Source organism: Glutamicibacter sp. (assembly GCF_050701915.1).
Taxonomy (GTDB): Bacteria; Actinomycetota; Actinomycetes; order Actinomycetales; family Micrococcaceae; genus Glutamicibacter.
On sequence record NZ_JBOGEG010000005.1, the window covers coordinates 57,400 to 70,214 of the forward strand.

Sequence of the window (12,815 nt, forward strand, 5' to 3'; positions counted from 1 at the left end):
CCGGAACGCAAAGACGCAGGGACGAAAGCCATGGGCTTTCGTCCCTGCGTTTGGATGATGATGCGAGTTGCTTTACTCTTGCACGCCACCGCTGGAAAACGCGATAGCCGGAGCTAGTTAGTTGCAAGCGATTCCGTCTCGTCGAGGATTTCGAACCAGCCTTGCCAGGCAGAATGCTCCACGTTCAGGCTGCGATCTGATTTGATGCTCATTTGCTCTGCTCCATCCATAGCTGTCCCTCGATTTCCATGAGCCGCTGCACTGGCAACGGCAGCGAATCGGCATTCAGGCACTCGCCGGTATCCAGTCGGTACACTTCCTTGTGCAGCGGGCAGGCAACGGTGGCCACGTTGGTTCCTTCGACCACGGTGTCGCCCAGAATGCCGCGGGCCATGACCTTCGCGCCACTGTTCGGGCAGTGATGCGAGGTTGCGTAGAAGGCATCTTCTTCGGTACGGAACAGGGCCAGTTGCTTGCCTTCAAGCAACAGCGCTTCTCCCCATCCACACTCCAGCTCTGCACTGCGGCAAAGCGGAGCCAAGCTCAAAGTAGCTTCACGGGTGTCTTCTGCAATTAGAGTGCTCATGAACGTAAGCCCTTCGTGGTCGGTGTTCGCTGATAAATCGAGCTTAGAAGTCGCATGTTTCGCCCGATGCCAATCGCGATTGCCAGTGGGTAAAGCATCACTAACAGCAAATCAGGTCGCCGTGAATCAATAATTCATCCGGCATTCCGCCGGTTTTTGCTGGTCTTTTCCCACCATTGAATCGATTTCACTGCCGAATGATTCGAATATGTTTCAACCGCTTCACCTGGCCTTCGGCTGATGGTGGAGAGAATTGCTCCGGCCGAAACACGGGGGTAATTGCGGCGCAAAGCGTACTTTCTACAGTGGACTCATCAGCCTGAAACTCACCGTTTCCCAGCGAAAGTCGAAATTGATCATGGGTACTCCACACACTGCACGCAACGTCCTGGTTATCGGCGGCGGCCCCGCAGCCCACCGCTTCACCGAAGCCCTGGCCAGCCGCGCACCGCAGGATTTGAGCATCACGGTACTGACCGAGGAAACCCACCTTCCCTATGACCGCGTGGCGCTCTCCCGGGCGCTGACCGACCCGGGGGTCGATCTCACCCTCGGTGATCCGAAGCTCTGGGAAGCCGAGCATGTCAGCCTGGAAACCAACGCCAAGGCCGTGGCTATCGACAGCGCCAAGCGCACGGTCACCATCGCAGACGGACGCATCTTCAGCTACGACGAATTGGTGCTCGCCACCGGTTCCAACGCGGCCACCTTGCCAATTGCCGGCAATGAGCACACCTTCGTCTATCGCACGCTGGAAGATGTCTGGTCCATTGCCGAAAAGGTCGAGGAACTGAAGGAAACGTTAGGCCGCACCCCAGTGGTGGCCACCATCGGCGGCGGCCTGCTCGGATTGGAAGCCGCCGCAGGTGCCCAAGCGCTGGGTGCAGAAGCGGTAGTCATTGACGGCGGCAAGTGGCTGATGGGCACCCAGCTGGATGAAGGGGCCGGCCAGGCCATGGGCCGGCTCATCGAGCAAACCGGTTTCACTGTCCACAACGGTGTCTTCCCGCAGGAGATCCTTACCAGCCAGGAGTCTGGCAGCACGGCTGTCACTGGTGTGCTGATGGCCGATGAACGCACCATCGAGGCGGATATGGTGGTCGTTTCCATCGGTGTCCGTCCCCGCGATGAGCTGATCCGCAACTACAACGCCGCCCTTGACGAGGCTGGCAGCCAGGCACCCCGCTTCGGCATGGGTCCTCGCGGCGGCGTGATCATCGACGCGCATTGCGCCACCGACATCGAGCACATCTGGGCTATCGGCGAGGTCGCGAACTACGACGGATTCTGCATTGGCCTAGTAGCCCCGGCCAATGCCATGGCGGAAATCGTCGCCGAGCACCTAGCCGGCGGCGAAGCCGAATTCGCCGGTTTCGACACCGCCACCAAGCTCAAGCTCTCCGGGGTGGATGTGGCCAGCTTCGGCGATGGCTTTGCCCGCACCGAAGGCGCACTGGAAGTGGTCTACGCCGATGCTCCGCGCGGCCTGTACCAGAAGCTCGTGGTTTCCTCCGATGCCAAGACCCTGCTCGGCGGCATCTTCGTTGGCGACGCCACCCCGTACCAGTCCTTGCGTCCGCTGCTCGGCCGGGAACTGCCGGGGGAACCCGGCGCCTACCTCAGCGCGCTGGGCGGCGAGGCGCCGGAGGGCGAACTGCCCGATGATGCGGTACTTTGTTCCTGCAACTCGGTTACCGCCGGCACCATCCGCGATGCCGTCTCCGGCTGCGGTTGCTTCGAGGGCGAAGCGCCGGTGACCACCGTCTCCGGGCTGAAGGGCTGCACCCGTGCGGGCACCCAGTGCGGCTCCTGCGTGCCCATGCTCAAAAAGCTCATGGAAGCGCAGATGCTCAAGGACGGCGCGGAAGTTTCCACCGCCCTGTGCGAGCATATTTCCTTCTCCCGCCCGGAACTCTACGAAGCCATTCGCGTGGGCCATTTGCACACCTTCGGCGAGGTAATGGAGCGTTTCGGCACGGGCAAGGGCTGCGATATCTGCAAGCCGGTGATCGCCAACATCCTCTCCTCGCAGACCAGCGTGCACCCGATGGATGCAGGTCTTGCCGGCGCCCAGGACACCAACGACCGCGTTCTGGCAAATATGCAGAAGGACGGCACCTACTCGGTGGTTCCGCGCATCCCGGGCGGGGAGATCACCCCCGAGAAGCTGGGCGTGATTGCCGCGGTGGCGCAGAAGTATGGCCTGTACACCAAGCTCACCGGCGGCTTGCGCATCGACATGTTCGGTGCCCGCCTGGAACAGCTGCCCGAGATCTGGCGTGAGCTGGTGGATGCCGGCTTCGAATCAGGCCAGGCCTACGGCAAGTCGCTGCGCAATGTGAAGACCTGCGTCGGTTCATCCTGGTGCCGTTACGGCATGCTCGACTCCACCGCGCTGGGCATCGAGATGGAGCTGCGCTACCGGGGCCTGCGGGCACCGCACAAGCTGAAGATGGGCGTTTCGGGTTGTGCCCGCGAGTGTGCCGAGGCCCGCGCCAAGGACATCGGCGTGATCGCCACCACCGATGGCTGGAACCTGTATGTGGGTGGCAATGGCGGTGCCAACCCGGCGCATGCCCAACTGCTCGCTGGTGGCTTGGATGAGCAGACGCTGTTCAAGTACATTGACCGCTACCTGATGTACTACATCCGCACCGCGGACAAGCTGCAGCGTACCGCGCATTGGCTCCAGGATCTGGATGGCGGCCTGGAACGGGCCAAGCAGGTGGTCGTCGAGGATTCGCTGGGGCTGGCCGAGGAGCTGGAAGCGGCCATGGAAACCCATGTGGCCAACTACGAGGATGAATGGGCAGCTACCCTGGCCGACCCGGTGAAGCTCAAGCGCTTCCGCTCGTTCGTGAACACGGCCGCGCCGGATACCGAACTGGAATATGTCACCGAGCGGGGACAGCAGCGCCCCGCCGAGCCGGTGGCACTAGGTGCCAGCATCCCGGTCGGGGCGCCGCAAGGCTAGGAACGGTATCCCACCCGCGCTGCTACCAGCGCGGGTGGATCTGTTCGCGCAGCTTGGTGTCGTAGAGATCGCGGACCGAAGCGTTGAAGCCCTCGGAGATCTGCAGCGAGCCGGCGGCCGCGTTGGCGCGGGCCTGCTGCTCGTTGCGGGCGCCGGGGATGATGGTGCTCACCCCGTCCTGGGCAGCCAGCCAAGCCAAAGCCACCTGCGCACTGGTTGCTTCGGGCGCCTCGGTGGCGGCCAGCTTGGCGAACTCGCCAGCGGCTTGAAGCCCGGTGGCGTAGTCCACGCCGGAGAAGGTCTCGCCGACATCGAAGGACGAGCCGTCGCGGTTGAAGTTGCGGTGGTCGTCCTTGGCGAACTCGGTCTGCAGGGTGTAGCGGTTGGTCAGCAATCCGCTGGCCAGCGGCACCCGGGCGATAATGCCTACCCCTGCCTCGCGGGCTGCTGGAAGCACGGTTTCTAGCGGCTTGTGGCGGAAGGCGTTGATGATGATCTGCACGGTGGCGATGTTCGGGCGGGCAATAGCCGCCAGCGCCTCTTCCACGGTTTCCACCGAAACACCGTAGTTGGCCATGCGGCCTTCATCCACCATGGTGTCCAGCGCATCGTAGATGGCATCGGTGGAGTACACCGGGGTTGGCGGGCAGTGCAGCTGGACCAGGTCCAGGGTGTCCACGCCCAGGTTCTTGCGGGAACGGTCGTTCCACGCGCGGAAGGCATCCAGGTTGTAGTTCTCGGGCAGCTGCTCGACTCGGCGGCCCATCTTGGTGGCTACGGTGACTGCGGCATCCGGGTTGGCCTTCAGCCATGTGCCGATCAGCTGCTCGCTGCGGCCATCGCCGTAGACGTCGGCGGTGTCGAAGAAGCTCACGCCGGATTCATAGGTGGCATCGAGCACGGCTAGCGCCTCGGCTTCATCTACCGAGCCCCAGTCAGCGCCTAGCTGCCAGGTGCCCAGGCCGATGGCCGATACATTGCGGTGGGTACGTCCAAGTTCTCGTTGTTGCATGCTTACGAGTCTAGTGCCCGCAGCGCGTTTTCCCGGGCGATGCCAGGGCCTCGGAATATGTTGCGGCGCCCAAGTTGGTTCTCAATTATCTAAACGATAGAATATTGAATACCGTCACACCACCGAGGAGATCATGTTCCCCACTATTCTTACGGTCCTCTGCGCCTTCGTAGGATTGCTTGTCATGCTGGCCGGCAAATCCATGAAGCCAGAAAACAAGAACCGTACTTCCACGCGCTTCACCGGAATCAGCATTTTCATCGTCTCGCTGATCGTGCTGGCCATCATGTCCACCACCATCGTGCAGCCACGCACCGTAGGCGTGAAGGTCGCGCTGGGCAAGCCGACCTCCGTGGTCAGCAACGGCTTCCACCTGAAGTGGCCATGGGAAAAGGTCGAGAAGCTGGACGGCTCGGTGCAGAACGATGTCTACTCCGCTGGCAGCGCCATCCCGGTACGCCTGGGCAACAACGGCCGGGCCGATGTGGACGCCTCGATCCAGTGGCAGCTGAAGACCGACGACGCCATGGACGTTTTCCTGGATTACCGCACCTTCGAGGGCATCCAGTCCAACCTCGTCGACCGCAACTTCCGTGCCGCGCTGAACGAGGTCATGGCCACCTACGATCCGCTGGAATACGGCGATACTGCCAGCGGCGGGCAGGATCTGGAAGGACTGGCGAAGTCCGTCCAGGAAAAGATGCAGGCCAAGGTCAAGACCCAGATCGAGATCCGCTCGGTCACGTTGCCGATCATCAACTTCGATGAGCCTACGCAGAACCGCATCAACGAACTGCAGGCGGAATCGGCCAAGACCCGCGTGGCCCAGCAGCGCAAGCAGACCAGCCAGGCTGAAGCCGAAGCCAACAAGATCCTGGAACGCTCGCTGACCCCGGAGACCTTGACGTCAAAGTGCCTGGATATCGTCGCCGAATCCGGCCAGAGCCCTATCGGCTGCTTCCCCAATTCCGGGGTCCAGCCCATCACCATGACCGGTGACAAGCAGAAGGACTCCAACCAGTAGCAGCCTTCACGCCGAACGCCCCAGTTCATTCATTGAATGATGAACTGGGGCGTTTCGCTCTTCGGGCTGGGTAGCGCTGCTAGCCCTGCGGCATCGGACGATCCCCGGCGTGGCCCGGCTGCTCCGAGATGACCTGGATTTCCAGGCCCTTCGAGTCGTACAGCTTGCCGTCGATCAGGCGGTCGCCGTCTTCGAGTCCGGCCAGCTGGTACTTGTAGACGGTGCGCAGCGAAGTTTCCTTCCGGCCCCAGTTCAGCTCGTTGAAGATGATGTTCAGCAGCACGGCCATGATGGTGGCCGAGGAGATGCTGGACTGGAAGATGGTGCCGACCCAGGCAGGGAATTCGGCGTAGAAATCAGGCTTGACCATGGGAATGCAGCCGAAGGCCAGCGAGGTCGCGATGATCAGCATGTTCATGTTGTCATCCTTGGCCTTGGCCAGGGTGCGGATGCCAGCGGCGGCCACCGAACCGAACAGCACCACGCCAGCGCCACCCAGCACCGGGGCGGGGATGGAGGCGACCACGCGGCCGAGAACTGGCAGCAGGCCGAGGACCACCAGGATGCCGCCACCGGCGGCCACCACGAAGCGGCTCTTCACTCCGGTGATTGCCACCAGGCCCACATTCTGTGCGAACGCGGACTGGGTGAAGGTGTTGAAGATCGGGGCGACGGTGGAGGAGAGCATATCGGCGCGCAGGCCGTTGGCGATGCGCCGCGAATCCACCTTGGACCCGGTCACCTCGGCCACGGCGAGCATGTCCGCGGTGGTCTCGGTGTAGGTCACCAGGATGACGATCATCATCGAGATGATGGCGCCGATCTCGAAGACCGGGGCGCCGAAGGCGAACGGGGTGGGAACCGCGAAAATGTCGCCGGTGAGCACCTGCGAGAAATCAGCCATGCCCATGAACACGGCCACCAGGGTGCCCAGCGCAATGGATAGCAGGATCGACAGCCGCGAGAGCGCAGGGACGCCGGACTTGGACAGGGCCAGCAGGATCAGCAGGGTGATGGCGGCCAGGGCGATGTTCTTGATCGACCCATAGGAATCCCCGGCACCCGCCCCGCCCATGGCCCAGTCGGCGGTGACCGGGAAGAGCGAGACGCCGATGATCGTGATCACCACGCCGGTGACCACCGGCGGGAAGAATCGCAGCAGCTTGGCGAAGAACGGGGCGATGACGATGCCTATGGCCCCCGAGGCCAGCACCGCGCCGAAGACCGCCGGCATGCCGCCCCCGCCGTTGAGGATGGCGATCATGGTGGCCACGCCGGAGAAGGAAGTGCCCTGGACCAGCGGCAGCTGGGCGCCGAAGAACGGCACGCCCAGGGTTTGCAGGATGGTGGCCAGGCCGCCGATGAACAGGCAGCTGGCGACCAGCACACCCATTTCGGCCGTGTCCATTCCCGCGGCCCCGCCCATCACCAGCGGCGGGGCGATGATGCCGCCGTACATGGTCAGCACATGCTGGAAACCGTAGGCCACGGTTTTCGGCGCAGGCAGGCGTTCGTCTTCGGGTCTGATGCTCTCAGCGGATTGGCTGCGGGCAGCACTCATGGGGAATTTCCTCTTCGGTGGACTGCGGAATGGCGCACCCCATGCGTTCGGGATGCGCCCCGCCGTCAATTCTCCCGCACCAGCCCGCCAGGTGAACAACCAGTGAAGCGCAAATGGCTGCGAGGTGCATTACGTCAAGCGCTTAGCCTCGCCCCAGGTCAGCTATCCAGTGTGCGTCCAGGCTGCTGGGTGTGCTCGACGAAACGCACCATCATCGCCTTGAAGCCCGGCGTGTTGGACTCGCGGGCCACCAGGTCGCGGTGCACCAGCGCGTTGGCCTCCGGGTAGTAGGCCGCGACGCAGCCCTTGGCCGTCGGGTAGGACACCAGGCGGAAGCGGTTGGCGCGGCGCTCGGAGCCGGCGAAAGTGGAGATCACGTCCACCAGGTCCCGGTCGCTGTACCCGGTCTCGGCCAGGTCCTCCGGGTTGATCAGGATGACGCGGCGGCCGTCCTTGATCCCGCGGTAGCGGTCATCCAGCCCGTAGAAGGTGGTGTTGTACTGGTCGTGGCTGCGCATGGTCTGCAGGATCAGATGTCCTTCGGGAGCTTCCAATGCCTCGAAGTCCGAGACGGTGAAGCGGCCCTTGCCGATGTCCGTGGCGAAGGAACGGGTATCGCGCGGCGGGTTGGGCAGTACGAAGCCGTTCTTCTCCCGCACCCGGGTGTTGAAGTTCTCGAAGCCGGGAAGCACCTTTTCGATGTGGTCGCGGATCACGTCGTAGTCCTCGGCCATGGCCCGCCAGTTGACCGGGTGCGCATCGCCCAAGATGGCCTGGGCCATGCGGGCGACGATGACCGGCTCGGCCAGCAGGTGATCGGAGACCGGGGTGAGCCGGCCGCGGGTGGACTTGATCACCGACATGGAGTCCTCCACCGAGAGGAACTGCGCACCAGTTGGGTGCTTGTCGTCCTTGTCGGTGCGGCCCAGGGTAGGCAGGATCAGCGAGGTCTTGCCGTGCACCACATGCGAGCGGTTGGGCTTGGTGGAGATGTGCACGGTCAGCTTGGCACGCTGCATGCCCGCTTCCAGCGCTTCGGTGTCCGAGTTGGCCAGGGCGAAGTTGCCGCCCATGGAGACGAAGACATCCACTTCGTCCTTCTCGAAGGCGTGCAGCGCCTCGGTGGAATCGTAGCCGTGGGCGCGCGGGGATTCGATGCCGAATTCGGCGTCCAGCGCTTCGAGCAGCTGCTCGCCGGGCTTCTCCCAGATGCCCATGGTGCGATCGCCCTGCACATTGGAGTGGCCGCGCACCGGGCAGGCGCCAGCGCCTGGCTTGCCGAAGTTGCCCTGCAACAGCAGCAGGTTGATGATTTCCTTCAGTGTCGGCACCGAGTGCGGCTGCTGGGTCAGGCCCAGCGCCCAGCAGATGATGGTGGCCTTGGACTTGGCCAGCAGCATCGCGATCTCGGTGATCTGGGTGCGGGTCAGGCCGGTGGCCTTCTCGGTAGCTTCCCAGTCCAAGGTGGCGCGCGCGGCCTGGTAGGCCTCGAACCCGTCGGTCACCCCGGCGATGAATTCGTGGTCCACCACGGTGCCCGGATGCTTCTTCTCTTCTTCGAGCAGCAGGTGTCCGAAGGCCTGGAACAGGGCCAGGTCGCCTCCGACCTTGATCTGCAGGAAGTCGCTGGAAATCGGATCGGCCTTGCCCAGCATGCCGCCCACGGTCTGCGGGTCCTTGAACCCGAAGAAGCCGGCCTCAGGCAGCGGGTTCACCGCAACAATGCGGGCGCCGCGCTTGCGCGCATCGGCCAGCGCGGAGAGCATGCGCGGGTGGTTGGTGCCGGGGTTCTGGCCCACCACGAAGATCAAATCCGTGTGCTCGAAGTCCTCCAATGACACGGTGCCCTTGCCGATGCCGATGGTCGGGTTCAGGGCGCTGCCCGAGGATTCGTGGCACATGTTCGAGCAGTCGGGCAGGTTGTTGGTGCCCAGCGAGCGGGCGAGCAGCTGGTACATGAACGCGGTCTCGTTCGCGGTGCGCCCGGAGGTGTAGAACACGCATTTATCCGGGGTGGTCGCGTTCACGTGCTCGCCGATTGTCGAGAAGGCCTCGGCCCAGCTGATCGGGGAGTAGTGGCTCTCCCCCTCGCGAATGATCATCGGGGCGGTGATCCGGCCCTGCGAACCCAGCCAGTATTCGGTCTTGTCGCGCAGGTCCTCGATGGAGTGCTGCGCGAACCATTGGGGGGTGACGGTGCGGGCGCTGGCTTCCTCGGCAATTGCCTTGGCGCCGTTCTCGCAGAACTCGGCGGGCTTGCGCTTGCCGGTGATGGATTCGGGCCAGGCACAGCCCGGGCAGTCGAAGCCGTCATGCTGGTTGACGCGCAGCATCGAACGCAGGGTACGCGACGGGCCAGCTTCGGCGAAGCCGCGCTCCATGGACACCATCACGGCCTTCAGGCCGGCGGCGGCGTGCTTGGGTGCGCTGACCTTCAGTTCATCTTCATTGATGTCTTTCTCAGGGGCCGGGCGATGCATGGCTATCCTCCAAATTAAGCTTCGTGCAAGAACACGTGTTCAAGACCACATGAACCTAGGCTACGTGTCAATCACGCGTTGTGCATGGGTGTAGAGATTCACGCTGCGCCCGCGGGAGAACGCAGCGAGGGTCAGGCCCGATTCCTCGGCCAGGTCGGCGGCCAGCGACGAAGGCGCGCTGACGGCTGCGAGCACCGGAATTCCGGCCATCGCGGCCTTTTGCACCAGCTCGAAGGAGGCGCGTCCGGAGACCTGCAAGACGGCGTTGCCCAGCGGCAGCAACCCGTCGCGCAGGGCCGCTCCGATGACCTTGTCCACCGCATTATGACGCCCGACGTCTTCGCGCAGGATCAGCAGTTCCCCGGAAGCGGAGAACAGCCCTGCCGCGTGCACTCCCCCGGTGGCGGAGAACAGCTGCTGCGATTCGCGCAGGGTGTCCGGCATGCCCAGCAGCGTTTCCAGTTGAACCTGCCCGGATTCCGCGGAGGGTGCGAAGGCGGCTTTCTTGCGCACCTCGTCGATGGAGTTGGTGCCGCAGATCCCGCAGGCGGAGCTGGTGACCACATTGCGGGCAGCCAGGAGATCTGGATGCTTCGTCCCCGGACCCAGCTGCACCTCGATGACGTTATAGGTCTGGTTGCCCGCTTCATCGGTGCCGGCGCAGTAGCGCAGGGAGGCCAGGTGCTCGGGCGCGGAAATGATTCCCTCGCCCACCAGGAAGCCGGTGACCATGTCGAAGTCGTCGCCCGGGGTGCGCATGGAGGTGGTGTAGGAGGTGTGGCCGAAGCGGATCTCCAGCGGCTCCTCACCGGCCAGCTTCTCCTCGCGGACGCGGGAGCCCTCCAGCGTTGCCCTGACCACGCGGCGGCGCACGATCTTGCGACCCATAATCTTCTCCTGCCTGCTGCTTTCCTCCCCTGAGTGTGGCACCGTTGGCGACCCGAGGCAAAGTGGAAGGGTAGCGGCCGTAAACAGCTCGGGAATCCCTAAGTCTTCCCTTGGCCGCCCGGGCTCCACTGCAGATTCCAAGCAACCTCCACCACGGCTTTCTATGCTTGCAGCAAACCGTCCACTTGCTCGACCGTCACGATTTGCACCATGGGGTTCAGCATCTCCATGAGTTCCAATGCCCGCTCATGCGCCACAGAGGTAGCGCCTGCGCATGCATCGGAGACCACGGTGACGTGCTTTCCGGCATCCACGGCCCCGAGTACCGTCGCCAATACGCAACAGTCAGTAGCCACACCTGCGATGACAAGGTGCTCACTGCCCGAGGTGAGTTCGGACAGCTGCAGACCCCATTTCGAGAAGGTCGGCAGGCTCAGGATCCGGTCCTCGGGCCGCGGCTCCAGCGTGAGGTTCCACCGCGGGGAGCCGGGAGCCTCGCGGCATCGGTCCCAACGGTCGTAATAGCCCTGCCACGCCCCCTGCTCTTGGGCGTCCCTGACGAAGCGTGTCCAGATTGCACCATCGAACTTCGTGCGCAGCCGCGCAACCTGCTCGGCCGCTTGATCATAGTTCGAGACGAGCCATTGGCTGCTAGGCTCCTGGAAAATACGCTGCATGTCGATGACTACCAGCGCCACCGAAGCAGCGGGTATCGAGAACGGTGTTGCCGTCATTATTTATTCGCCCTTTTCTCGAGGTCAGCACGCAATTCACTGATTCCCGGCCGGTCTGACAGGCGCATCACAGCCAGAGGTGCGAGCTTGGACAGTGCTAAGTAGGCGGCCGTGGAAGCCGCAATACCGGCAACGAATCCGAGATCTCCGAATATGGCTGAGGTCGAGGCGAACGGGCCGATGATGAGGCTGGTGTTCCAGAACAGGCTTGAGGCCAGGCAGCCAATAATCCAGGCGAAAAAGCCCCATTCAACGCGGCGGCCGGTATTGAAAAGTTCCGAGACCGAAGAAGAGATATTCTTGCGCATGCGCAGGTAGTAGTCCAGCAGCAGGACAGTGCTGAAGGGGACGACCAGATACGCCAGCAAGGACAAGAAATCATAGAAGCCGCCGTAGGGGTTTGTCTGCATCAGCAATGTCATCCCCAAGCTGGCCACAGCCACGATGATCACTCCAACGATGCGGTTCACCGGCACCTTGATTGTCAGCAGCGACAGGGATCCGCCGTAGAGATTCATGGCGCTGACTGGAAGTGTTGAAAGGACCACGGTGAGCATGGCCACCGGAGCCCAAGAGCCGGTGAGTTCCGCCAACGCTGGGATGGCGTCCAATTCCCCGGCGAAGCTCGAAACCAGCACACCGATGCCGCCCAGCCACGTCATGGCGATGAAGCTGCCAGCAGCGGTGTATCCCACGACCTTTGCGTGCGAGGTGTTGCGCGGCAAGTAGCGCGAGAAGTCCGAGGCGAATGGGGTCCAGGTCATCACATAAGCAAAGAAGAATCCTGCAAAGGTGACCCAGCCTCCCACGCCGCCCATGTACAGCGGCGCGCTGGTGTCAATCCCCTGGGAGAAGTCCGCCTGGCCCAGTGACAGCACCGAGATAATGATGAACAAGACTGTCAGCACGACGGTGGCTATCTTATTCACCAGATGCACGAGATTGTGCCCCCAAATGGCGAAGACCGATTGCACAGCGAAGATGGCCACGGCGGCCAGTGCAAAGGGAACTTCGACCAGCATCTGCAAGGCGATGACCGCGAAGACCGTGTTCACAGCCGTCCATCCGATGGCCGAGACGATAGTAAGCAAGGTGATGGGCAGGAAATTGCCGAAGAATCCCATCGGCCCGCGGCCTTGGACCTGCTGCGGCACTCCGAGCTTCGTACCGATTCCGGCCAGCAAGCCCATAACTATCACGCCCAGCAAGGTGCCGACTGCGACCGCGCTCAGTCCTTGGGCCACAGAAAGCCCGAAGAGCGATGAGAAGAAGCCTGAGACCATGACCGCCAGGACCATGTTGGCGGCAAACCACAGCGTGAATTGGCTGCGGGGATGCCCATGCCGTTCGGCATCGGGAATCTGCTCGGTGGCGTAGGGCTCTGCTTTGGTCAGCGACGCCCCGTATGCTGGCGTGGCATTAGCCTGGTCTGACATAGTATTTCCATTTCTCGAGTGTGTTCGGCGTAGCAGGCCCCATGTCTGCCAAAATCGCCGCTTTCCGTGTACCTAAAGCCGGTTGTGACTTCCGGTACGCACCATGCCGGGTCTGGTGCC

General features: G+C 63.0%; 9 protein-coding genes. 2 read left to right on the forward strand and 7 right to left on the reverse strand.

Annotation, left to right across the window (positions count from 1 at the left end; all coding sequences use genetic code 11):
* Positions 1-208 precede the first annotated feature (208 nt).
* Positions 209-586, reverse strand: a complete 378-nt coding sequence (gene nirD / locus ACRDT3_RS05690; RefSeq protein WP_431492062.1) for a nitrite reductase small subunit NirD — start codon at positions 584-586, stop codon at positions 209-211.
* Between the two features lie 358 nt (positions 587-944).
* Between nirD and nirB the strand changes: the two genes are divergently transcribed.
* A complete protein-coding gene (nirB, locus tag ACRDT3_RS05695) occupies positions 945-3,560 on the forward strand; it encodes a nitrite reductase large subunit NirB (RefSeq protein WP_431492063.1) in 2,616 nt (871 codons plus the stop codon).
* Between the two features lie 22 nt (positions 3,561-3,582).
* Here nirB and ACRDT3_RS05700 read toward each other — a convergent pair whose 3' ends face one another.
* Positions 3,583-4,572 (reverse strand): aldo/keto reductase, encoded by a 990-nt coding sequence (locus ACRDT3_RS05700; protein ID WP_431492064.1) that lies wholly within the window; start codon positions 4,570-4,572, stop codon positions 3,583-3,585.
* Between the two features lie 184 nt (positions 4,573-4,756).
* On the opposite strand from ACRDT3_RS05700, the gene ACRDT3_RS05705 reads away from it, so the two are divergent.
* Positions 4,757-5,596 (forward strand): SPFH domain-containing protein, encoded by an 840-nt coding sequence (locus ACRDT3_RS05705; RefSeq protein WP_431492065.1) that lies wholly within the window; start codon positions 4,757-4,759, stop codon positions 5,594-5,596.
* Positions 5,597-5,675: 79 nt separating this feature from the next.
* On the opposite strand, the gene ACRDT3_RS05710 is transcribed toward ACRDT3_RS05705, so the two are convergent.
* From ACRDT3_RS05710 to ACRDT3_RS05730, 5 genes are all read right to left on the reverse strand, one after another.
* Positions 5,676-7,157, reverse strand: coding sequence for a nucleobase:cation symporter-2 family protein (locus ACRDT3_RS05710; RefSeq protein ID WP_431492066.1), 1,482 nt, complete (start codon positions 7,155-7,157; stop codon positions 5,676-5,678).
* A 158-nt stretch (positions 7,158-7,315) separates the two neighbouring features.
* Positions 7,316-9,637: an FdhF/YdeP family oxidoreductase gene (locus ACRDT3_RS05715; protein WP_431492067.1), complete on the reverse strand. Its 2,322-nt coding sequence runs from the start codon at positions 9,635-9,637 to the stop codon at positions 7,316-7,318.
* A gap of 60 nt (positions 9,638-9,697) precedes the next feature.
* Positions 9,698-10,525 (reverse strand): formate dehydrogenase accessory sulfurtransferase FdhD, encoded by an 828-nt coding sequence (fdhD, locus tag ACRDT3_RS05720; RefSeq protein WP_431492068.1) that lies wholly within the window; start codon positions 10,523-10,525, stop codon positions 9,698-9,700.
* Positions 10,526-10,686: 161 nt separating this feature from the next.
* Complete coding sequence (locus ACRDT3_RS05725) at positions 10,687-11,259, reverse strand: cysteine hydrolase family protein (RefSeq protein WP_431492069.1); 573 nt, start codon at positions 11,257-11,259, stop codon at positions 10,687-10,689.
* Positions 11,259-12,695 carry a purine-cytosine permease family protein gene (locus ACRDT3_RS05730; RefSeq protein ID WP_431492070.1) on the reverse strand — a complete coding sequence of 479 codons (1,437 nt, stop codon included), beginning with the start codon at positions 12,693-12,695 and terminating at the stop codon, positions 11,259-11,261. Before ACRDT3_RS05730 ends, ACRDT3_RS05725 begins: the two co-directional genes overlap by 1 nt.
* Between the last annotated feature and the right edge of the window lie 120 nt (positions 12,696-12,815).